This is a genomic window from Paracoccus liaowanqingii (assembly GCF_004683865.2).
In the GTDB taxonomy this organism is placed as follows: Bacteria; Pseudomonadota; Alphaproteobacteria; order Rhodobacterales; family Rhodobacteraceae; genus Paracoccus; species Paracoccus liaowanqingii.
In genome coordinates this window covers 465,351-485,028 of sequence record NZ_CP038439.1, presented here as the reverse complement: position 1 = coordinate 485,028, position 19,678 = coordinate 465,351, and the positions used below count along the sequence as shown (strand labels likewise).

The following is a 19,678-nucleotide window of genomic DNA, read 5'->3' as shown; positions in this document are numbered from 1 at the left end:
CGCAGGCGCGGAGGGATCTGGCGCGCGCGGCGGCGGCGCGCTAGCCTTGGCGCATGATCCGCATGCTTGCCATCATCCTGGGGTTCCAGCTGGTCGGAGAGGTCGCCTCGCGCGCCCTCGGCCTGCCGCTGCCCGGCCCGGTCCTGGGGCTAGTGCTGCTGGCCTTGGCCTGCATCCTGCGTCCCGCGCTGGCCGAGGCGATCCGGCCCACCGCCAGCGGGCTGCTGTCGCATCTGTCGCTGTTCTTCGTGCCGGCGGGCGTGGGGATCGTGGCGCATTGGGACCTGCTGCGGGTGCAGGGCCTGGGCTTGGCCGTGGCGATCATGGGATCGACGGCATTGGCGCTGGCGGCGGGGGCCTGGGCCTTCAGCATCGTGGCGCGGCTGACCGGGACCGAGGATCGCCAAGCGCTGAAGGACCAGGGCCATGAGTGATCCGGTGCTGATCTGGTCCTATCTGGCGCAGGGCCCGCTGTTGTGGCTGACGGCGACGCTGCTGGCCTATCTGGCGGGGGACGCGCTGTCGAAGGCGACGGGGCGGCAGAGCTGGGCCAATCCGGTGCTGATCGCGGTGATCCTGCTGGCGCTGCTGCTGATGGCCACGGGCACCGACTACGCCACCTATTTCGAGGGTGCGCAATTCGTCCATTTCATGCTGGGGCCGGCGACCGTCGCGCTGGCGCTGCCCTTGTACGACAATCTGCCGCGGCTGCGTCCCGCCGCCCTGCCGATGCTGGCGGGCCTTCTGGCCGGGTCGGGGGTCGCGGTCTTCTCGGCCCTGCTGATCGCGCGGGCCTTCGGGATCGACGGCACGGTGCTGGCCTCGCTGGCGCCCAAGTCGACGACCGCCCCGGTGGCCATCGGCATCGCCGAGAAGCTGGGCGGCCAGCCCACGCTGACGGCGGCGCTGGTGCTGCTGACCGGCATCTTCGGCGCCATCATCGTGACGCCGCTGCTGAACGCGATGAGGATCCGCGACTGGCGGGCGCGGGGGCTGGCCGTGGGCGTCGCGGCGCATGGGATCGGCACGGCGCGGGCCTTTCAGGTCAATGCGACGGCGGGGGCGTTCTCGGGCATCGGCATGGGGCTGAACGCCGTGTTGACCGCCGTGATCGCCCCCCTGGCGCTGCGCCTGTTCGGCGGTTGACCTGGATATTTGAGTGAAGAGGAAAGGGCCGCGTCAGGCGCCTTTCGGGCGGAACGCAGTGATCCGGGCGGGGTCGGTCTCGATCCGGGCGGCGCCCATCAGGTCGAGGCAGTACGGCACGGCGGCGAAGACCGCATCGAGGCAGGTGGCGATGGCCGAGGGCTTGCCGGGGATCGTGATGATCAGCGTCCTGCCCCGGGTGGCGGCGGTCTGGCGCGACAGGATGGCGGTGGGCACCTCGCGCAGCGAGGCGCGGCGCATCTCCTCGCCGAAACCCGGCAGCTCGCGGTCCATCACGTCGGCGACCGCCTCGGGGGTCAGGTCGCGCGGCGCGGGGCCGGTGCCGCCGGTCACCAGGATCAGGTCGGCGCCACCATCGGCCAGCCGGCGCAGCATGTCGGCCACGACCTCGCGGCCATCGGGCACGATGTGACGGTCGATCCGCATCGGCGAGGTGATCACCCCGCGCAGCCAGTCCTCGGCCCCGGGGCCGCCCTTGTCCTCGTATTCGCCGCGCGACGCGCGGTCGCTGACGGTGACGATGGCGATGCGGGCGGCCCCGTCGGTCATTCCGCGACGCGGGCGTTGCGGTTGGCGATCAGCTTGAGGCGCAGCGCGTTCAGGCGGATGAAGCCCGCCGCGTCCTTCTGGTCATAGGCGCCGGCGTCATCCTCGAAGGTGACATGCGCCTCGCTGTAGAGCGAATGGTCCGACCAGCGGCCCACGCAGGTGGCCATGCCCTTGTAGAGCTTCAGCCGCACCGTGCCGGTGACATGCTCCTGGCTCTTGTCGATCAGGGCCTGCAGCATCTCGCGCTCGGGGCTGAACCAGAAGCCGTTGTAGATTAGCTCGGCATAGCGCGGCATGATCGAATCCTTCAGGTGGCCCGCGCCGCTGTCCAGCGTGATCTGCTCGATCCCGCGATGCGCCTCCAAGAGCACGGTGCCGCCCGGGGTCTCGTAGATGCCGCGCGACTTCATGCCGACGAAGCGGTTCTCCACGAAATCCAGGCGCCCGATGCCATGGGCGCCGCCCAGCTCGTTCAGCCGCGTCAGGATCGTGGCGGGCGACATCGCCTCGCCGTCGATCGCCACGGCGTCGCCCTTCTCGAAGCTGACCTCGATGAATTCCGGCGTGTCGGGCGCATCCTCGGGGTTCACTGTGCGCTGATAGACATAATCGGGGGCGGCGACGGCGGGATCCTCCAGCGCCTTGCCCTCGGAGGAAGTGTGCAACAGGTTCGCGTCGACGCTGAAGGGCGCCTCGCCGCGCTTGTCCTTGGCGATGGGGATCTGGTTCTGCTCGGCGAACTCGATCAGCTTGGTGCGCGAGGTCAGGTCCCATTCCCGCCACGGCGCGATCACCCGGATCGACGGGTCCAGCGCATAGGCCGACAGTTCGAACCGGACCTGGTCGTTGCCCTTGCCGGTCGCGCCATGCGCCACCGCGTCGGCGCCGTGTTCCTGCGCCAGCCGCACCAGATGCTGCGAGATCAGCGGCCGCGCGATCGAGGTGCCCAGCAGATAGAGCCCCTCGTAGAGCGCGTTGGCCCGGAACATCGGGAAGACGAAATCGCGCACGAATTCCTCGCGCACATCGACGATGTGGATGTTCTCGGCCGCGATGCCCAGCATCAGCGCCTTCTCGCGCGCCGGTTCCAGCTCCTCGCCCTGACCCAGATCGGCGGTAAAGGTGATGACCTCGCAGCCATATTCGGTCTGCAGCCATTTCAGGATGATCGAGGTGTCGAGGCCCCCGGAATAGGCGAGGACGACTTTTTTCGGCGCGTCGGACATTCGGTTAACCCTTCGTCGAAGTTTCGGAGGGAATACGGCGATTTGCGCGTTGTCACAAGAGCGTGGGGACGATTAGCGTGGGGCCGATTTCAAAGGGGTGATTTGATGCTGGCCTTTCGACTTGTGGTTCACGCCTTGCGGCAGTTGTGGGACAATCGAGGCGCCACGTTGCGGCTGTCGCTTTTCCCCGGCCTGCTTTGGCTGGCCTTTACGGCCGGGCCGATGTTGCTGGCTGGGACGCCCCAGCTGCGCATCGAGGGCGGGATGGCTGTGCCTCTTGTCGCGGCCGGACTGCTGGGCATCATCCTCTATGTCGTGATGGCCGTTGCATGGCACCGCCACGTTCTGCTGGACGAGCCCGCGCGTCTGAGCGGCGACGGACGCTGGCGGCAGGTGCTGGCCTATCTTGGTCGGATGGGCATGATCATGCTGGCCGTGGTACCGGCACTGATCGCGGCTGTCGTGCTGTTGAGCATGTTGCTGACCGTCGCGATGCAATCAGGCGGCCAGCCCGCCTGGATTGCGGCGATTGCCTTTGTCATCAGCGTGCTGCTGACCGCGCTGTTGCTGCGTCTTCTGACGGTGCTGCCAGGCGCGGCGCTCCGTCATTCCCGGCCCTGGGGGGCGGCATGGGCGGCGACGAAAGGCCGGGCACGGACCTTCCTGCTTCTCGGCCTCGTGATGACAGGCGCGCAGACCCTGCTGCCGAACGTCACCGGACTGGTGGCGACGGCCTCCCTCACGTTGGCGGTCCTCGTCCATGCGGTGCTGTCATGGGTCGGCGCGCTGATCGCGCTGTCGCTGATGACGACCCTCTGGGGTCATTTCGTCGAAGGGCGCGCGCTGCGCTGATCCCTTGCCAAACGCGCGCTTTCGCGGCATGCCGCGGGGATGGAAAACTTTGTCGCCTCCGTCGCCCGCGCCGAGGCCGCGCTTCGCGACCTGTTCGAGCCCACGCCCCTGCAGCGCAACGACCATCTGTCGGCGAAATTCGGCGCCGAGATCTGGCTCAAGCGCGAGGATCTGACGCCGGTGCGCAGCTACAAGCTGCGCGGCGCGTTCAACGCGATGCGCAAGCGGGTGATGCCGGGGGCGCCGGGCCATTTCGTCTGCGCCAGCGCCGGCAACCATGCGCAGGGCGTGGCCTATGCCTGCCGCCACTTCGGCGCGCGCGGCACGATCTTCATGCCCGTGACCACGCCGGGGCAGAAGATCGACAAGACCCGGATGTTCGGCGGCGACGCGGTCCAGATCGTGCTGACCGGCGACTATTTCGACCAGACGCTGGCCGCCGCCCAGGAGTTCTGCAGCCAGCAGGGCGCGCAGTTCCTGTCGCCCTTCGACGCGCCCGACGTGATCGAGGGGCAGGCGACCGTGGCGCTCGAGATGCTGGCGCAGCTGGGCCGCGCGCCCGATCTGGTCGTGCTGCCGGTGGGCGGGGGCGGGCTGTCGGCCGGCGTCACCCGCTATCTGCAGACCGAGGCGACCGCCACGCGCTTTGCCTTCGCCGAACCCCTGGGCGGGGCCAGCCTGAAGGCCGCGCTGCAAGCGGGCGGGCCGGTGGCCCTGCCCCGCGTGGACAGCTTCGTCGACGGCGCGGCGGTGGCGCGCATCGGCGCGCTGCCCTTCGAGGCGCTGGCGCGCTTCGCCCCCTCGGACGTGCACCTGTCGCCCGAGGACCGGATCTGCTGCACCATGCTGGAGATGCTCAACACCGAAGGCATCGTGCTGGAGCCCGCGGGCGCGCTGGCGCTGGATGTGCTGGGCGATCTGGGCGATCTGTCGGGCAAGACGGTGGTCGCGGTCTGCTCGGGCGGCAATTTCGACTTCGAGCGCCTGCCCGAGGTCAAGGAACGCGCGCAGCGCTTCCAGGGGCTGAAGAAATACTTCGTGCTGCGCATGCCGCAGCGCCCCGGCGCCCTGCGCGACTTCCTGGACCTGCTGGGCCCGCAGGACGACATCGCGCGGTTCGAATATCTCAAGAAATCGGCCCGCAACTTCGGCTCGGTGCTGATCGGGATCGAGACCTCGGCCCCGGCCAACCTGACGGCGCTGATGGCGCGGCTGGACGGGTCGGGCTTTGCCTATCGCGACATCACGAATGACGGGATCCTGTCCGAACTGCTGGTCTGACCCCCCTCGCGGGGGCCGGGCTCACGGGGGCCGGGGCGGCCCGCTGCCCGAGGGCATCTTGGCCATCACCTGCGGCAGGTCGCGCAGGAAGATCTGGCGGGTATGGCCGAAGCTGGCCTTCAGCGCCGCCGTGCCCAGATCCAGGTGACCCTGCCGGGCCAGCTGCTCCTCGGCCTTGCGGCACAGCGCCGTGCAGTTCGAAAACCCCATCTCGGCTGCGGCGCGGCGCAGGATCGGCAGCTCCCGCGCCAGGTCCTGCGGGCGGGCATCCAGCCCCCGCAGCCGCATCTCGATGTCCAGAAGCGCCATGTCCAGGATGACGACCAGCCGATCCGGGCCCACCTTGTCGCGCAGATCGGTGACCTGCTTCCAGTCGATCATGTGCCGTCGCCTTTCGAATCATCCCTGTTCCCGTTCTAGCCCCGCGGACTTGCCAAATGTTTAATCCGGGCGCGGCGGGCGTCTTAACCGCGATTTTACCGGTGCCCCGCTAGATAGCTGTCCATGACAGTCGCGAATCTCCCCCAGCTCGCCCCGGGCCCGCCCCGGCCCCGGCCCCGCCGCCTCGTGCTGCTGGTCGATGACAGCGCGGCCTGGCGGCGGGTGCTGGGCGGCCTGTTGAAGATGGGCGGCTACGAGGTGATCGAGGCCGCCTCGGGCGCCGAGGCGCTGGATCTGTGCAGGCGCCTGTCGCCCGACCTGGTGCTGACGGACTGGGCGATGACCGACATGTCGGGGCTGGAGTTCTGCACGGCCTTCCGGCTGCTGCCGCGCAGCAATTACGGCTATGTGCTGCTGCAGACCACCGACACTGCCGCGCAGGCCATCAGCGCCGGGCTGGAGGCCGGGGTCGACGATTTCCTGACCAAGCCCGTGATCGCGCAGGACCTGCTGGCGCGCCTATCGGCCTGCGAGCGCATCCTGCGCATCCAGGAGGAGTTGCAGGACACCAATGCCCATCTGCGCAAGGCGCTGTTGCAGCTGTCGGATGCGCAGGCCGTGATGGACCGCGACCTGTGCGAGGCGCGCAAGCTGCAGCAGGGGCTGGTGCGCGACCGCTCGGGTCAGTTCGGCCCGTTCCAGATCAGCCTGCTGCTGCGCCCGGCGGGCCATATCGGGGGCGATCTGGTGGGCTTCTTTCCCATCGGGGCCGACCGGCTCGGCCTCTTCGCGCTGGACGTGTCGGGGCACGGGGTGACGGCGGCGCTGCTGACCGCGCAGCTGTCGGTGCATCTGTCGGCCTCCGCCGACACCAACATCGCGCAGCGCGGCGCGCAGGGTCCGTCCGGGGGCGCGGGGCCTGCGGGGCTGGCGCATTTCTTCAATGCCATGATGCTGGAGGAGATGAGCACCGACACCTATTTCACGATGATCTATGGCGAGCTGGACCGGCTGACGGGGCAGGTCCGGATGGTCCAGGCGGGCCATCCCCATCCCTCGGTGCAGCGGGCCGACGGCACGATCACGCATCTGGGCCGGGGCGGCATGCCCATCGGCCTGTTCGAGCATCCGCTGTTCGACGAGATCGAGGTGACGCTGCATCCCGGCGACCGGCTGCTGATCACCTCGGATGGGATCACCGAGGCCGCGACCCCGGACGGCCAGCAGCTGGGCGCCGAGGGGCTGGATGCGGTGATGCGAACCAATGCCATGCTGCACGGGCACGCCTTCCTGGAATCGATGACCTGGTCGGTGTCGGAATTCTGCCGGGGCGAACGCCAGGACGACATGTCGGCGCTGATGGTGGAGTTTCACGCCACGGGCCGGGTGATCCGGCTGGACGGCGTCCCCTAGCGCCGCGCCAAAAAGGCCCGCAGCACCGCGCGCGACCCCGGATCGGCCAGCGCCGCCATCGCCCGGTCGGGCGTCATCCAATGCGCGCTGTGGCCGGCTTCCGTCGGGGCGGACAGGCGCCGGATCGGGCGGGCCAGCCAGATCTGGCAGCGCTTCTCGGCATGCATGTCATAGTCGGGCATGAAGCAGAACCGGCGATAGCTGGACAGGTGCCGCGCGCCGCCGATGATCCAGCCGGTCTCTTCGGCGACCTCGCGGTGCAGGGCGGCCAGCGCATGCTCTCCGGGATCGATCCCGCCGCCGGGCAGCTGGAATTCGGGCGTGGGCGCCTGCTGATGCGTCAGCAGCAGCCGCCCCTCGCGCCACAGGATCGCATAGGCGCCGGGCCGGCGGCGATAGGGCTGCCCGGCCTGGGGCGGTTGTCCGTAGCGCGGGGTCATGGGTCCACCTGTCTGTCTGCCGCCCCCTGATACCCCGGCCGGGCGGCGCGGGAAAGCCGCGCGCGACCGGGCCCCCTTGGGATCGCCGACAAATGCCCTATATTGGGCGCAACCGGGCCCGCCACGGCGGTGCCGCTGCCATTTCAAGGATCGATGATGAGCAAGATCAACCAGATAGCCTGGGACGACACGGTCCTTCCCTTCCAGCTTGACCGCTCGGCCATCCGCGGCCGGGTGGTGCGTCTGGACGGGGTGCTGGACCATGTGCTGTCGCGCCACGACTATCCCCCCGCCGTCAGCGCGCTGGTGGCCGAGATCGCGCTGCTGACCGCGCTGATCGGCCCGACCGTCAAGCTGCGCTGGAAGCTCAGCCTGCAGGTGCGCGGGAACGGCGCGATCCGCACCATCGCCGCCGATTATTTCGCGCCCGAGGGCGAGGACAAGCCCGCCCGCATCCGGGCCTGGGCCAGCTTCGACGCGGACCGGCTGGACGCGCGCCCGCCCTTCGAGCAGATCGGCGACGGCTATTTCGCCATCCTGATCGACCAGGGTCCGGGCAGCACCCCCTATCAGGGCATCACGCCGCTGACCGGGGGCACGCTGTCGGCCTGTGCGCAGACCTATTTCGCGCAATCCGAACAGCTGCCGACCCGGTTCCAGCTGGCCTCGGGCCTGTCGCGCGTCGCGGGCCAGCCGGCCCTGTGGCGGGCGGGCGGCATCATGCTGCAGACCCTGCCCGCGCAGCCCGTCTCGCCCACCGAGGGCGGCACCGGCGAGGATGGCCTGATCGCCGCCGCCGACATCCTGCAGGGCGTCGAATCCGAGGACTGGAACCGCGCCAACATCCTCTTGGACACGGTCGAGACGCTGGAGCTGATCGGCCCCACCGTCGGCCCGACCGACCTGCTGCTGCGCCTCTTCCACGAGGAGACCCCGCGCGTCTTCGACGCGCACCGGGTCGAGTTCGGCTGTTCCTGCACCGCCGACCGGGTGCGCGACACGCTGGCCATCTATTCGGCCAAGGATATCGGCCACATGACCACGCCCGAGGGGATCGTGACCGCCGACTGCCAGTTCTGCGGGGCGCATTACGAGTTCGATCCGCAAAGCCTGGGCTTCGAGGCGGTGATCGACGCCGAGGGCAACCCGATTTCGGGCAGCGACAAGGCGGCCGAGTGACGATCTGGTCCGAACGCCGCCTGACGGATGCATTGCGGGCGCCGACAGGGCCCAGTTCGGATTACGACCTGAACCCGGACGTCGCACCGCCCGAAGCACCCCTGCGCGCGGCGGGCGTCCTGGCGGCCTTTCACGAGGGTGACGGGCGGCTGGTACTGACCAAGCGCGCCTCGGGGCTGCGCCACCATCCGGGCCAGATCGCCCTGCCCGGCGGCAAGGTCGATCCGGGCGACGCCGACGCCATCGCCGCCGCCCTGCGCGAGGCGCGCGAGGAGGTGGGGCTGGACCCCGCGCAGGTGCGCATCCTTGGCACCCTGCCGCCCCATCGCACCGTCACCGGCTTTGCCGTCACCCCGGTGCTGGCGGTGATCCGCGGCCCCTTCACCCCCGTCCCCGAGGCGGGCGAGGTGCAGGAGGTCTTCACCCTGCCCTTCGACCACATCGCCGACCCCGCGCGCTACCGGATCGAGCGGCGGCGCTGGCGGGGCGGCTGGCGCAGCTATCACGCGGCGCCCTTTGGCCCCTATTACCTCTGGGGGGCGACCGCGCGCATCCTTCTAGGGCTGGCCCGCAGGCTGGCGCCATGACCCAGCTGCCCCCTCAGATCCTGCAGGACCCAGCCCTGCAGCGCGTGCTGGACGCCCTGCAGGCGCAGGGCGACGGTGCCTGGCTGGTCGGCGGCGTGGTCCGCAACGCCCTGCTGGGCGAGCCGGTGGACGATATCGACATCGCCACCGACGCGACGCCCGACCGCGTGCAGGCCCTGGCCCATGCGGCGGGGCTGCGGGCCGTGCCCACGGGGATCGACCATGGCACCGTGACGCTGGTCGCGGATGGCCGTGGCTTCGAGGTCACGACCTTCCGCCGCGATGTCGAGACCGATGGCCGCCACGCCACCGTCGCCTTCTCGACCGACCTGGCCGAGGATGCGGCGCGGCGCGATTTCACCATGAACGCACTCTATGCCGACGCTTCGGGGCAGGTGATCGACCCGGTGGGCGGGCTGCCCGATCTGGCGGCGCGGCATCTGCGCTTCGTGGGCGATCCCAATGCCCGCATTGCCGAGGATTACCTGCGCCTCCTGCGCTTCTTCCGCTTCTTCGCGCGCTATGGCCGGCAGGCCGATCCCGCCGCCGTCGCCGCCTGCGCCGCCCATCGCGACGGACTGGCCCGCATCGCCCGCGAGCGCATCGGGGCCGAGACGAAGAAGCTGCTGGCCGCCCCCGATCCCGGCCCGGCGGTGGCGCTGATGGCGCAGACCGGGGTGCTGGATCTGGTGCTGCCCGGCGCCGATCCCGCGGCGCTGGACGCCCTGCTGGCCGCCGAGCCCGCGCCGGGCGGCTGGCTGCGCCGTCTGGCGGCCCTGTGCCCCACAGGTCCCGCCCCCGACCTGCGCCTGTCGCGGGCCGAGGCGCGCGCCCTGTCCGCGCTGCATCAGGCCAGCGCCAAGGGCTGGTCGCTGGACGAGGCCGCCTTCCGCCTGTCCCCCGAGGCCGCCGCCGACCATGCCGTGCTGAGGGCGGCGCAAGGCCACTCCCTGCCCCCCGACCTGTCCGCGCGCATCGCCGCCGCCACCGAGATCCCGATGCCCATTGCCGCCGCCGACCTGGCCCCGCTGGAGGGTCCGGCCTTGGGCCGCGCGCTGAAGGCCGCCGAGGCCGCCTGGATCGCCTCGGGCTTCACCCTGCCCGCCCCCGCCCTGATCGACGCGGCGGGTCTGGCCGAAGAGGACCCGACATGAGCCTTCACGCCCGCTTCGGCCGCATGGTCGACGCCTTCCGCCCCGCCAACGGGGCGCCGCCCGCCACCCTGCTGGCCTTCTTCCGCTGGTGCCTGTCGGGGGCATGGCCGGGTCTGGGCTTCGCGGCCTTCGCCTCGGCGCTTGGCGGCATGGCGGATGTCGTCTCGGCGCTGCTGCTGGGGCTGGTCGTCGATGCGGTGGCGGGCAGTCCGCCCGGCACCTTCTGGGCCGAGAACTGGGGGCTGGTGGCGCTGTTCGCGGGCTTCTTCCTGGTGATCCGTCCGGCGGTCTTTGGCCTGTCCACCGCCAGCTCCAACGTCATCATCGGGCCGAACATCCTGCCCCTGGTGCTGTCGCGGCTGCATCGCTGGACGATGGGCCATGCGGTGACCTTCTTCGATAATGATTTCGCCGGGCGGTTGGCGCAAAAGCAGATGCAGACCGCCCGCGCGGTCACCGATGTGGCGTCGGAAATGGTGAACGTGGTGGCCTTCGCGCTGGCTTCTGTCATCGGCTCGGCGGTGTTTTTGCTGGGTGTGGATGCCTGGGGGGCGCTGGCGCTGGTCGCGTGGCTGGCGAGCTATGGCTTCCTGATCCGCTTCTTCCTGCCGCGCATCCGGGCCAAATCGGGCGCGCGCGCCTCGGCCCGGGCCAATGTCACCGGGCAGGTCGTCGACACGATCACCAACATCAAGACGGTCAAGCTGTTCGCCCATGCCGATCACGAGGATCAGGCCGCCCTTGGCGCGATGGCGGGGTTCCGCGAACGGGCGCTGGATTTCGGCGTCGTCTCCACCTGGTTCCGCCTGTCGCTGATGTTCGTGGCGGGCATCCTGCCGGTGATCCTGGTCGGCGGCTCGATCATGCTGTGGCGCGACGGCGCGGCGTCGGTGGGCGATGTCGCGGCCTCGGGCGCCATCGCCATGCGGCTGTCCCAGATGACCGGATGGGTCAGCATGGCCCTGATGGGCATGTGGGGCAGCATCGGCGAGGTCGAGGACGGCATGAAGACCCTGTCCCCGCCCCATGACCTGACCGACGCGCCGGATGCCGAGGCCCTGACCCGCGTGCAGGGCCGCATCGAGTTCGACCATGTGGCCTTCGCCTATGGCCGGGACGAGGGGGGTATCCGCGACATGACCGTCACCATCGCGGCGGGCGAGAAGATCGGCATCGTCGGCGCCTCGGGGGCCGGGAAGTCGACCCTGGTGGGACTGCTTCTGCGGCTCTACGACGTCGAGGACGGCGCGATCCGCATCGACGGGCGAGACCTGCGCGCGGTGACGCAGGAAAGCCTGCGCCGCCAGATCGCCATGGTCACGCAGGAGACCGCGATGTTCAACCGCTCGGCCCGGGACAACATCCTCTATGGCCGCCCCGACGCGACCGAGGCCGAGATCGTTGCCGCCGCGACCGCCGCCGAGGCGCATGACTTCATCCTGGGGCTGGAGGATTACGCGGGCCGCACCGGCTATGACGCGCATCTGGGCGAACGCGGGGTCAAGCTGTCGGGCGGGCAGCGCCAGCGCATCGCGCTGGCCCGCGCCTTCCTCAAGGACGCGCCGATCCTAGTGCTGGACGAGGCGACCAGCGCCCTGGACAGCGAGGTCGAGGCGCAGGTGCAGGACGCCCTCACCCGCGCCATGCGCGGCAAGACCGTGCTGGCCATCGCCCACCGCCTGTCCACCATCGCCGAGTTGGACCGCATCCTGGTCATCGAGGATGGCGAGATCGTCGAGCAGGGCAGCCACGACGCCCTGCTGGCGCGCGGCGGGCGCTATGCGCGCTACTGGACGCGGCAGTCGGGCGGGTTCCTGGGCACCGAAGAGGCCGCCGAATGAGCCTGTGGACGGTCGAGCGCCTCGGGCGCAAGGGCGATGGCGTGGCGGTGGGCGCGGACGGCAGCCGCGCGCTGGCCGCCCTGACCCTACCCGGCGAGGGGATCGAGGGCGAGGCGGCGGACGGCCGCATCGCCGCGCCCCGGATCGTCACCCCCTCGGCCGACCGGGTGCGCCCGATCTGCGGCCATTACCGCGCCTGCGGGGGCTGTTCGCTGATGCATGCCTCTGACGCCTTCACGACCGACTGGAAGCGGCAGGTGGTCCAGACCGCGCTGGCCGCGCAGGGGATCGCCGCGCCCCCGGCGCAGATCCACGTCTCGCCGCTGATGTCGCGGCGGCGGGCGGTCCTGTCGGGGCGGCGCACGAAGAAGGGCGCGACGGTGGGCTTTCATGCCCGCGCCTCGGACGTGATCGTCGATCTGGTCGAATGCCATGTGATGCGCCCGCAGATCACTGCCGCCCTGCCGCTGCTGCGCCGGATCGTGACGGCGGGCGCCTCGCGCACGGCCGAGGTGACGATGACGGTCATCCACGGCCCCGCCGGGCTGGACGTGGCCCTGCGCGGCGGCAAGCCGATGGATCCGGCGCTGTTCCAGACGCTGGCGGCGCTGGCCGACGAGGGCGACCTGGCGCGGCTGGATTGGGACGGCCAGGCGATCACCCGTCGCGCCCCCGCTCTGCCCATGGGCTCCGCGCAGGTCGTCCCGCCCCCCGGCGCCTTCCTGCAGGCCACCGCCGAGGGCGAGGCCGCGCTGCTGGCCGCCATCCGCGACAGCCTCGCGGGCGCCACGCGCATCGCGGATCTGTTCGCGGGCTGCGGCACCTTCACGCTGCCCCTGGCCCGTCAGGCGCAGGTCCACGCGGTCGAGGGACTGGCCGCGCCGCTGGCCGCGCTCGATTCGGGCTGGCGGGCGGCGTCGGGCCTGAACCGCGTCACGACCGAGGTCCGCGACCTGGCCCGGCGCCCCCTGATGGAGGATGAGCTGGCGCATTTTGACGCGATCGTGATTGATCCGCCACGCGCCGGAGCGGCCGCCCAGATGGCCCGGATCGCCGCCGCGCGCGTGCCCCTGGTCGCCTCGGTCGCCTGCGATCCGGTCAATTTCGCCAAGGATGCGCGGATTTTGGCCGATGCGGGATACCGCATCCACAGGTTGTGGGTGGTCGATCAGTTCCGCTTTTCGCCGCATGTCGAAATCGTCGCAGCCTTAACGGTCCGCTAGGCAGTCCCGTGCTAGTCGTGGTATCCAAGGGTCACAAAAAACTCAAAAACACGTCAGAGGCAGTGATGAGCAGACTGAGCCGCAGGACTTTCGCCATTTCGACGCTGGCCTTGCTGGCCGCCTGTGGCAGCCCCCCCAAACAGACGCCCCAGTTCCGCCGCTATGCGGGCCCGCAGGTCACGCAGGTCTCGATCAACAAGGGACAGCGCCGCATGCACCTGCTGAACGGCAGCACGGTGCTGAAATCCTACGATGTCAGCCTGGGCAACCAGCCCGCCGGGCACAAGCAGTTCTCGGGCGACGGCAAGACGCCCGAAGGGGTCTACATCATCGACCGGTTCAACCCGCGCAGCGCGTTCCACCTGTCGGTTGGCATCTCCTATCCCAACCCCAACGACCGCGCCTTCGCCGAGGCCTATGGCCGCGATCCGGGCGGCGACATCTTCATCCACGGGCGCGGGCCGCAGGGCAACACGCTGTTCCCGCAGCAGCGCGACTGGACGGCCGGCTGCATCGCCGTCACCGACGAGGAGATCGAGGAGATCTACGCCATGCTGCTGCCCGGCACCCCCATCGTCATCTATCCCTGACCGCGGATCCTGCCCGATCGACCGACCGGCCCCGGATCATCCGGGGCCTTCTTCGTTCGTCCGATCGCCGATCCGGCCCCGGCCCTGATGCGTCGCCCTGCCGGTCAGCCCGCCGTCAGCAGCGTCCACCAGACCTTGCCCGAAGGCTCGCGGAACCACGCAAAGCCCAGCTGCGTCGCGGTCGGGTCCATGATGACGTCGCGGGTGTCGCGGGTGCTCATCCAGGCGGCCAGCGTCTCGATCTCGTTCTCGTAGGTCTCGGAAATGTTCTCGCCGATCAGCCGCCCCGTATGGCCCTGCCGCTGCACGCGGTCCAAGGGCGAGGATCCGTCCGAGCCCCAGTGCCAGGCCCGGTTCTGCGCCGACATGTCGCGCGAATGGACCAAGGCCGCCGCATCCAGCTGCGGGCTGGGCTGCAGGGGCGCCAGCGCGATATTAGCGCGCAGGGTGTTGATCTGCTGCAACACGCGCCCGGCAATCGCCGCATCGTCGTTGACCGCAGGCGCGGCGGCAATGGCGGGATCGACCGGCGCGACCATGGGCGCCTGCGTCAGGTTGCGCGGCGCGCAGGCCGCCAAAGCCAGCATGGACAGAATGACAAGCGCATTGATTTTCTTCATGTTCCGGCGGATCCCCTCGCGCGACTGCCCCTGTCCTACCCAAGGACCCGGACAGGTTCAAACGCAACTTGGCGTGATCGGTGCAGGTGGCCGGCCGCCTTGGACAAAACGCCGGATTGATTTGCTGCGGATCGGGCCAGACGCTATATTCGGGGGCATCGCGGGACCGGAATCGTCCCGACCGCCACAACCCCCCAGCCCGCCCTCAAGAGCGGTGATCCGAACGAAGGACATGAGTGGATGAGCACGTCGTTTTCCGTCAACCGAAGGGCGTTCCTCGGCTCTGCCGCAGCCCTCGGCGCGGCCAGTCTGGCCCTGCCCGCCTGGTCACAGCAGATCGATCCCGCCACGGGCGCGCCGGTCGCGACCGGACCCGCGCCCCAGCACAACATCTCCAGCTTCCGGGGCCAGGACTGGCGCCCGCATTTCCAGAACCTGACCAACGGCGCGATCCTGTGCGACCTGACCTCGCGCGCGGTCCATTTCTGGGCCGAGGACGGGACGACCTATCGCGTCTATCCCAGCTCGATCCCGGTCAGCAACGACTTGGTCCGTACCGGCCGGACCGAGATCATCAAGAAGGTCGACGGCCCCTCCTGGGCGCCCACCCCGGCGATGCGCGAACGCAACCCCGAATGGCCGGAATTCGTGCCGCCGGGGCCGGACAACCCGATGGGCACCCATGCGCTGTGGCTGACCTGGCAGTATTACCGCATCCACGGCACGCATGACACGCGCAAGATCGGCCGCAAGTCCTCGAACGGCTGCATCGGCCTCTACAACGAACATGTCGCGGAACTCTATGCGATGACCAAGATCGGCACGCAGGTCCTGGTGATGTAGCAAGGGGCCCCGCAGGGCCCCTTTCGCTTAAGCGCGCGGCTCGACCCATCCGCCGATATTGTCGCGGATCACCTCCAGCATGACCCGGATATGCGCCGGATCGTCGTTCAGGCAGGGGATGTACTGGAACTCGTGCCCGCCGGCCTCCTCGAAGGCCTCCGCGATCTCGCCGTTGATCTCTTCCAGCGTCTCGATGCAGTCCGACGAGAAGGCGGGGGAAATAACGGCGATGTCCGTGTGCCCCTGCTTGGCCAGCTCGGCCACATGCTCGACGGTGTAGGGCTTCAGCCATTCCTCGCGCCCGAAGACCGACTGGAAGGTCGTGTCGATGATCCCCTCGGGCCAGCCCAGCTCCTCGCGCAGCAGGCGCGAGGTCTTCTGGCACTGGCAGTGATAGGGGTCGCCCTGCATCAGGTAGCGCTTGGGCATCCCGTGATAGCTGGCGACCAGCTTCTTGGGCACCTTGCCGTCCAGCGCGCGGCGCACGCTGTCGGCCAACGCCTTGATGTAATCGGGGCGGTTCACATAGGGCTCGACCGTGCGGATGGCGGGCTGCCAGGTCTCGTCCATCATCACGCGGAACAGCTGGTCGTTGGCCGTGGCCGAGGTCGGTCCCGCATATTGCGGATAGAGCGGCAGGAACACGATCCGCCGGCAGCCCGCATCGACCATCCGCCGCACCACGTCCTTGGTGGACGGGTTGCCATAGCGCATGCAGAAATCGACCATCACCTGGTCGCCCCACTCCTCCTCGGCCAGCGCGGCCAGGGCGCGGGTCTGGGACTTGGTGATCGTCAGCAGCGGGCTTTCGTTCGCCTCGTGGTTCCAGATCAGCTTGTAGTTCTTGCCCGAGCTGAACGGCCGCCGCGTCAGGATCACCCCCTGCAGCAGCGGCTGCCAGACCCATTTCGACAGGTCGACCACGCGCTTGTCGGACAGGAACTCGTTGAGGTACCGGCGCATCGACCAGTAGTCATAGCCGTCGGGCGTGCCCAGATTGGCGATCAGGATGCCGGTCTTGGCGGGCTTGACCTTGGGGTGGTCGGCGGGCGCATGGGTGGGTCGCATCATGGTTTCCTGAGTTTGGCCAGGGCATCGGCCAGAGAGGTCTGGGCCGAGCCCGGGCGCAGGGGCTTGGGCTGGCTGTCCGAGGGCGCCCAGCCCGTCAGAAAGACCAGATCGAATGTGGCTGTGACACGGGACGGATCGTCGCGGTCGGGGCTGTGGCAAGCCATCTTGGCTGCGGCCAGGTCCAGCACCGCGCGGCGCGTGGGCGTGCGGCGCCGGGCGGCCATCGCATTGCCCTCGCCCATGGCGCGCAGGTCGCGGGCCAGGTGGAACAGGTCGCGATAGCTGGCGCGCTGAGGCAGGACATCGGCCACCGGCAGGGCCAGCCCGGACCGGTGCAGCAGCCCGCCCAGATCGCGGATCTCACCCATGGGCAGGACGCGGGGCGACAGGCCGCCGGTCAGCTGGGCCTCGGCCTGGGCCAGGGCGGCGCGCAGCTCGGTCAGGGTCTGGTTGCCGAAGGCCACACCGATGAACAGCCCGTCCTCGCGCAGCGCCCGGCGGCATTGCACGATCTGGCCCACCGGGTCGTCGGCCCAGTGCAGCGACAGGGCATGGATCACCAGATCATGCGCGCCGGGTGCCAGATCCAGCACCGGATCGTCGGCCACCACCTGGGCGCCCGGGAAGCGGTCGCCCCAGAATTCGGGAAATCCCGTCACGAGGGCCGGGTCCGTAAACGTCCTGTTAACCTCGACCAGCCTATCCTGGATCTCGTCGGCGGCGATGCGGTGGAACAGGTCGACCGGCCCGAGGCGCCGGGCACGGTCGCGCTGGCGCAGCAGGGCCGCGCGGTCGGTCAGGGCGGGTCGGGATGGGGCGGGGTCGGTCATGGGCATGCAACATAGGATGCTTTCGGGGGCGATGAAAGCGGCGCTGACGCTGCTTTACCCCGCGCAGTGCCTGGCCTGCGGGGCGGGGGTCGCGGACGGGGGCGCGGGGGCGGTGCATCTGTGCGCCGCCTGCTGGCCCGATGCCGCCTTCATCACCGGCGCCTGCTGCGATTGCTGCGGGGTGCCCCTACCCGATGACGGGACCGGCGGGGCCCAGGTGCTGGTCTGCGACGACTGCCTGTCGGCCGTGCGGCCCTGGACGCGCGGGCGGGCGGCGCTGGTCTATGCGGGCACGGCGCGGCGGCTGATCCTGGCGCTGAAGCATGGCGACCGGCTGGATCTGGCGCCGCCGCTGGCGGGCTGGCTGGCCCGGGCGGCGCGGCCCCTGGCGCAGCCCGGCATGATCGTGGCCCCGGTGCCCCTGCATCTGCGGCGCCTGGCGCGGCGCAAGTACAACCAGTCGGCGCAGCTCTCGGGCCGGGTCGCGCGGCTGCTGGGGCTGGACCATCGCGCCGACCTGCTGAACCGCCTGCGCCACACCCCCGCGCAGGATCACCACACGGTCGCCGACCGCTTCGCCAATCTCGACGGCGCGCTGGCCGTGAACCTGCGCCGGGCCGGGGACGTGGCGGGGCGGCCGGTCCTGCTGGTCGACGACGTGATGGCCTCGGGGGCGACGATCCATGCGGCGGCGCTGGCGCTGCTGGCGGCGGGGGCGGGGCCCGTTTCGGTCGCGGTGCTGGCACGGGCGGTCAAGGATCCCTAGATAGGGGCCAGCCCCTAGAAAGGACCGCCATGACCATCGAGATCTACACGACCCGCACCTGCCCCTTCTGCATCCGCGCCAAGCAGCTTCTGGACAAGAAGGGCGCCGCCTATACCGAGATCGACGTGGGCACCGATCCCGCGCTGCGCGACAAGATGACCAAGCGCGCGGGCAAGCGCTCGGTCCCGCAGATCTTCGTGGGCCAGACCCATGTCGGCGGCTGCGACGAGCTTTACGCGATGGACCGCGCGGGCCGTCTGGACTCGCTGCTGAAGGGCGCCGCCTGACCGAGGGCGATGCCCGTCCAAGGCGAACCGCATGGTTTCGCTTGACCTGCCGGTGGTGGACGGGCACGCTCGTCCATCCCCTGCCCCGATCAACACCGGCCCCTCGCGGCCCCGGAAGGCCATGACGACACGCGCGACCGACCCAGACAAGGCGACCGAGGCCCGGACGATCGATCCCCGGTCCAACGACCGGCTGGCCGCCAGCCTGTTCGCCGAGGTGCTGATCGCCGACCAGCTGTCGCGCAACCTGATCAGCAAGGCGCTGCCCAAGGGGATGCAGATCTCGCATTTCTCGGTGCTGAACCTGCTGGCCCATGTGAACGAGGAACGCACCCCGGCCCAGCTGGCCGAGGCGTTCCACATCACCCGGGGCGCGATGACCAACACCCTGTCGCGGCTGGAATGGGCGGGCCATGTGCATATCCGCCCCGATTGGGACGATGCGCGGCGCAAGTTCGTGTCGATCAGCACGGCGGGGCGGGCGGCGCGCGATGCGGCCATCGCGGCCTTCATGCCGCTGATCGCGGGCGTCGTGCGCGACATCGGCGCCGAGCGCGTGCGCGGCGCCCTGCCCGTCCTGCGCGAGTTGCGCCTGCGGCTGGAGGCCGATCCCCCCAGGCCCGCCGACTGAGGCCGCCTCAGATGCGGCGCGCGGTCAGGATGTAGTTCACCGACAGGTCGCTGTCCGACAGTTTCCAAGAAAACCCGATCGGGTTGAAGACCATGCCCCGCCGGTCCGCGACCGACAGCCCGGCGGCCTCGGCCTTGGCCGTCAGTTCGTCCGGGGTCAGGAAGCGCGCCCAGTCATGCGTGCCCCGCGGCAGCCAGCGCAGGATCCATTCCGCCCCGACGATCGCCGCGCCGAAGCTGCGTGCGGTGCGGTTCAGCGTCGACACGATCAGCAATCCGCCGGGGCGCAGCAGCTCGCGGCAGGTCGCGATGAAGGCCGCCGGATCGGCCACATGCTCGACGATCTCCAGCGCCAGCACCACGTCGAAACGCTCGCCCGCCGCGGCCAGCGCCTCGGCGGTGGTGGCGCGATAGTCGATGGTCAGGCCCTGGCTGTCGGCATGGGCCTGGGCCACCGAGATGTTCACCTGCGTCGCGTCCGCCCCCATGACATCGGCGCCAAGCCGGGCCATCGGCTCGGTGGCCAGCCCGCCGCCGCAGCCGATGTCCAGCACCCGCAGCCCGCCAAAGGGGCGCAGGCCGGTGCGGTCGCGCCCGAACTCGACGGCGATCTGGTCGGCTGCATAGTCCAGCCGCAGCGGGTTCATCAGGTGCAGGGGCCGGAACTTGCCGCGCGGGTCCCACCATTCGGCAGCCATCGCCTCGAACTTGGCGATCTCGGCAGGGTCGATGCTGGTGGTCATGGCTG

The 19,678-nt window shown here is 70.0% G+C and carries 23 protein-coding genes; 15 read left to right on the top strand and 8 right to left on the bottom strand.

The genetic code is table 11. The annotated features are described in order from the left end of the window. Positions 1-53: 53 nt before the first annotated feature. Together E4191_RS02305 and E4191_RS02300 are read left to right on the top strand one after the other, a co-directional pair. On the top strand, positions 54-434 hold the full coding sequence (locus tag E4191_RS02305; RefSeq protein ID WP_135311977.1) for a CidA/LrgA family protein: 381 nt from the start codon (positions 54-56) through the stop codon (positions 432-434). After that, a complete protein-coding gene (locus E4191_RS02300) occupies positions 427-1,146 on the top strand; it encodes an LrgB family protein (RefSeq protein WP_135311976.1) in 720 nt (239 codons plus the stop codon). The genes E4191_RS02305 and E4191_RS02300 overlap by 8 nt, the downstream gene beginning before the upstream one ends. Positions 1,147-1,179: 33 nt before the next feature. Here the strand turns inward: E4191_RS02300 and mog are convergent, their stop codons facing one another. After that, positions 1,180-1,716, bottom strand: coding sequence for a molybdopterin adenylyltransferase (gene mog, locus E4191_RS02295; RefSeq protein WP_135311975.1), 537 nt, complete (start codon positions 1,714-1,716; stop codon positions 1,180-1,182). Then, the gene (locus E4191_RS02290) at positions 1,713-2,942 is read right to left on the bottom strand and encodes an argininosuccinate synthase (RefSeq protein WP_135311974.1); all 1,230 of its coding nucleotides are present in this window, start codon (positions 2,940-2,942) and stop codon (positions 1,713-1,715) included. The genes mog and E4191_RS02290 overlap by 4 nt, the downstream gene beginning before the upstream one ends. A 105-nt stretch (positions 2,943-3,047) precedes the next feature. On the opposite strand from E4191_RS02290, the gene E4191_RS02285 reads away from it, so the two are divergent. Both E4191_RS02285 and ilvA read left to right on the top strand, forming a co-directional pair. Next, entirely contained in the window at positions 3,048-3,794 is a 747-nt protein-coding gene (locus E4191_RS02285; RefSeq protein WP_135311973.1) for a hypothetical protein, read from the top strand. A gap of 39 nt (positions 3,795-3,833) precedes the next feature. Beyond that, on the top strand, positions 3,834-5,075 hold the full coding sequence (gene ilvA / locus E4191_RS02280) for a threonine ammonia-lyase IlvA (protein WP_135311972.1): 1,242 nt from the start codon (positions 3,834-3,836) through the stop codon (positions 5,073-5,075). A 21-nt stretch (positions 5,076-5,096) separates the two neighbouring features. Here ilvA and E4191_RS02275 read toward each other — a convergent pair whose 3' ends face one another. After that, the gene (locus tag E4191_RS02275) at positions 5,097-5,456 is read right to left on the bottom strand and encodes a hypothetical protein (protein ID WP_135311971.1); all 360 of its coding nucleotides are present in this window, start codon (positions 5,454-5,456) and stop codon (positions 5,097-5,099) included. 123 nt (positions 5,457-5,579) lie between these two features. Between E4191_RS02275 and E4191_RS02270 the strand changes: the two genes are divergently transcribed. Further along, a complete protein-coding gene (locus E4191_RS02270) occupies positions 5,580-6,869 on the top strand; it encodes a PP2C family protein-serine/threonine phosphatase (RefSeq protein WP_135311970.1) in 1,290 nt (429 codons plus the stop codon). On the opposite strand, the gene E4191_RS02265 is transcribed toward E4191_RS02270, so the two are convergent. Next, positions 6,866-7,309, bottom strand: coding sequence for an NUDIX domain-containing protein (locus tag E4191_RS02265; RefSeq protein ID WP_135311969.1), 444 nt, complete (start codon positions 7,307-7,309; stop codon positions 6,866-6,868). The two genes, E4191_RS02270 and E4191_RS02265, sit on opposite strands and share 4 nt — an antisense overlap. 156 nt (positions 7,310-7,465) lie before the next feature. Here E4191_RS02265 and hslO point away from each other — a divergent pair, with 156 nt between their 5' ends. The 6 genes from hslO (at position 7,466) to E4191_RS02235 (ending at position 13,883) form a co-directional block, all read left to right on the top strand. Next, the gene (hslO, locus tag E4191_RS02260; RefSeq protein ID WP_135314282.1) at positions 7,466-8,488 is read left to right on the top strand and encodes an Hsp33 family molecular chaperone HslO; all 1,023 of its coding nucleotides are present in this window, start codon (positions 7,466-7,468) and stop codon (positions 8,486-8,488) included. Continuing rightward, on the top strand, positions 8,485-9,075 hold the full coding sequence (locus E4191_RS02255) for an NUDIX hydrolase (RefSeq protein WP_228461483.1): 591 nt from the start codon (positions 8,485-8,487) through the stop codon (positions 9,073-9,075). Before hslO ends, E4191_RS02255 begins: the two co-directional genes overlap by 4 nt. Then, complete coding sequence (locus E4191_RS02250) at positions 9,072-10,229, top strand: CCA tRNA nucleotidyltransferase (RefSeq protein ID WP_135311968.1); 1,158 nt, start codon at positions 9,072-9,074, stop codon at positions 10,227-10,229. The genes E4191_RS02255 and E4191_RS02250 overlap by 4 nt, the downstream gene beginning before the upstream one ends. Next, positions 10,226-12,070: an ABC transporter ATP-binding protein gene (locus E4191_RS02245; protein ID WP_135311967.1), complete on the top strand. Its 1,845-nt coding sequence runs from the start codon at positions 10,226-10,228 to the stop codon at positions 12,068-12,070. The genes E4191_RS02250 and E4191_RS02245 overlap by 4 nt, the downstream gene beginning before the upstream one ends. Further along, on the top strand, positions 12,067-13,293 hold the full coding sequence (locus E4191_RS02240; RefSeq protein ID WP_135311966.1) for a class I SAM-dependent RNA methyltransferase: 1,227 nt from the start codon (positions 12,067-12,069) through the stop codon (positions 13,291-13,293). Before E4191_RS02245 ends, E4191_RS02240 begins: the two co-directional genes overlap by 4 nt. A 65-nt stretch (positions 13,294-13,358) precedes the next feature. Next, complete coding sequence (locus E4191_RS02235; protein ID WP_135311965.1) at positions 13,359-13,883, top strand: L,D-transpeptidase family protein; 525 nt, start codon at positions 13,359-13,361, stop codon at positions 13,881-13,883. Positions 13,884-13,987: 104 nt separating this feature from the next. On the opposite strand, the gene dalA is transcribed toward E4191_RS02235, so the two are convergent. After that, on the bottom strand, positions 13,988-14,503 hold the full coding sequence (gene dalA, locus E4191_RS02230) for a divisome-associated lipoprotein DalA (protein ID WP_135311964.1): 516 nt from the start codon (positions 14,501-14,503) through the stop codon (positions 13,988-13,990). Between the two features lie 240 nt (positions 14,504-14,743). On the opposite strand from dalA, the gene E4191_RS02225 reads away from it, so the two are divergent. Beyond that, positions 14,744-15,346, top strand: coding sequence for a L,D-transpeptidase (locus tag E4191_RS02225; RefSeq protein ID WP_135311963.1), 603 nt, complete (start codon positions 14,744-14,746; stop codon positions 15,344-15,346). 27 nt (positions 15,347-15,373) lie between these two features. Here E4191_RS02225 and hemH read toward each other — a convergent pair whose 3' ends face one another. Then, entirely contained in the window at positions 15,374-16,417 is a 1,044-nt protein-coding gene (hemH, locus tag E4191_RS02220) for a ferrochelatase (RefSeq protein WP_135311962.1), read from the bottom strand. Continuing rightward, a complete protein-coding gene (locus tag E4191_RS02215) occupies positions 16,414-17,247 on the bottom strand; it encodes a methyltransferase domain-containing protein (protein WP_135314280.1) in 834 nt (277 codons plus the stop codon). The genes hemH and E4191_RS02215 overlap by 4 nt, the downstream gene beginning before the upstream one ends. A gap of 31 nt (positions 17,248-17,278) precedes the next feature. On the opposite strand from E4191_RS02215, the gene E4191_RS02210 reads away from it, so the two are divergent. The 3 genes from E4191_RS02210 (at position 17,279) to E4191_RS02200 (ending at position 18,931) form a co-directional block, all read left to right on the top strand. Beyond that, complete coding sequence (locus tag E4191_RS02210; RefSeq protein WP_135311961.1) at positions 17,279-18,013, top strand: ComF family protein; 735 nt, start codon at positions 17,279-17,281, stop codon at positions 18,011-18,013. 29 nt (positions 18,014-18,042) lie between these two features. Beyond that, complete coding sequence (gene grxC, locus E4191_RS02205) at positions 18,043-18,300, top strand: glutaredoxin 3 (RefSeq protein ID WP_135311960.1); 258 nt, start codon at positions 18,043-18,045, stop codon at positions 18,298-18,300. 121 nt (positions 18,301-18,421) lie between these two features. Further along, positions 18,422-18,931, top strand: a complete 510-nt coding sequence (locus tag E4191_RS02200; RefSeq protein ID WP_135311959.1) for a MarR family winged helix-turn-helix transcriptional regulator — start codon at positions 18,422-18,424, stop codon at positions 18,929-18,931. Positions 18,932-18,938: 7 nt separating this feature from the next. On the opposite strand, the gene ubiG is transcribed toward E4191_RS02200, so the two are convergent. Further along, positions 18,939-19,673, bottom strand: coding sequence for a bifunctional 2-polyprenyl-6-hydroxyphenol methylase/3-demethylubiquinol 3-O-methyltransferase UbiG (gene ubiG / locus E4191_RS02195; protein ID WP_135311958.1), 735 nt, complete (start codon positions 19,671-19,673; stop codon positions 18,939-18,941). Positions 19,674-19,678 lie beyond the last annotated feature (5 nt).

Bases quoted from the DNA above. Each gene is read 5' to 3' on its own strand.
- E4191_RS02305 (WP_135311977.1), top strand. From the start codon at position 54: ATGATCCGCATGCTTGCCATCATCCTGGGGTTCCAGCTGGTCGGAGAG.
- E4191_RS02300 (WP_135311976.1), top strand. From the start codon at position 427: ATGAGTGATCCGGTGCTGATCTGGTCCTATCTGGCGCAGGGCCCGCTG.
- mog (WP_135311975.1), bottom strand. From the start codon at position 1,716: ATGACCGACGGGGCCGCCCGCATCGCCATCGTCACCGTCAGCGACCGC.
- E4191_RS02290 (WP_135311974.1), bottom strand. From the start codon at position 2,942: ATGTCCGACGCGCCGAAAAAAGTCGTCCTCGCCTATTCCGGGGGCCTC.
- E4191_RS02285 (WP_135311973.1), top strand. From the start codon at position 3,048: ATGCTGGCCTTTCGACTTGTGGTTCACGCCTTGCGGCAGTTGTGGGAC.
- ilvA (WP_135311972.1), top strand. From the start codon at position 3,834: ATGGAAAACTTTGTCGCCTCCGTCGCCCGCGCCGAGGCCGCGCTTCGC.
- E4191_RS02275 (WP_135311971.1), bottom strand. From the start codon at position 5,456: ATGATCGACTGGAAGCAGGTCACCGATCTGCGCGACAAGGTGGGCCCG.
- E4191_RS02270 (WP_135311970.1), top strand. From the start codon at position 5,580: ATGACAGTCGCGAATCTCCCCCAGCTCGCCCCGGGCCCGCCCCGGCCC.
- E4191_RS02265 (WP_135311969.1), bottom strand. From the start codon at position 7,309: ATGACCCCGCGCTACGGACAACCGCCCCAGGCCGGGCAGCCCTATCGC.
- hslO (WP_135314282.1), top strand. From the start codon at position 7,466: ATGAGCAAGATCAACCAGATAGCCTGGGACGACACGGTCCTTCCCTTC.
- E4191_RS02250 (WP_135311968.1), top strand. From the start codon at position 9,072: ATGACCCAGCTGCCCCCTCAGATCCTGCAGGACCCAGCCCTGCAGCGC.
- E4191_RS02245 (WP_135311967.1), top strand. From the start codon at position 10,226: ATGAGCCTTCACGCCCGCTTCGGCCGCATGGTCGACGCCTTCCGCCCC.
- E4191_RS02240 (WP_135311966.1), top strand. From the start codon at position 12,067: ATGAGCCTGTGGACGGTCGAGCGCCTCGGGCGCAAGGGCGATGGCGTG.
- E4191_RS02235 (WP_135311965.1), top strand. From the start codon at position 13,359: ATGAGCAGACTGAGCCGCAGGACTTTCGCCATTTCGACGCTGGCCTTG.
- dalA (WP_135311964.1), bottom strand. From the start codon at position 14,503: ATGAAGAAAATCAATGCGCTTGTCATTCTGTCCATGCTGGCTTTGGCG.
- E4191_RS02225 (WP_135311963.1), top strand. From the start codon at position 14,744: ATGAGCACGTCGTTTTCCGTCAACCGAAGGGCGTTCCTCGGCTCTGCC.
- hemH (WP_135311962.1), bottom strand. From the start codon at position 16,417: ATGATGCGACCCACCCATGCGCCCGCCGACCACCCCAAGGTCAAGCCC.
- E4191_RS02215 (WP_135314280.1), bottom strand. From the start codon at position 17,247: ATGACCGACCCCGCCCCATCCCGACCCGCCCTGACCGACCGCGCGGCC.
- E4191_RS02210 (WP_135311961.1), top strand. From the start codon at position 17,279: ATGAAAGCGGCGCTGACGCTGCTTTACCCCGCGCAGTGCCTGGCCTGC.
- grxC (WP_135311960.1), top strand. From the start codon at position 18,043: ATGACCATCGAGATCTACACGACCCGCACCTGCCCCTTCTGCATCCGC.
- E4191_RS02200 (WP_135311959.1), top strand. From the start codon at position 18,422: ATGACGACACGCGCGACCGACCCAGACAAGGCGACCGAGGCCCGGACG.
- ubiG (WP_135311958.1), bottom strand. From the start codon at position 19,673: ATGACCACCAGCATCGACCCTGCCGAGATCGCCAAGTTCGAGGCGATG.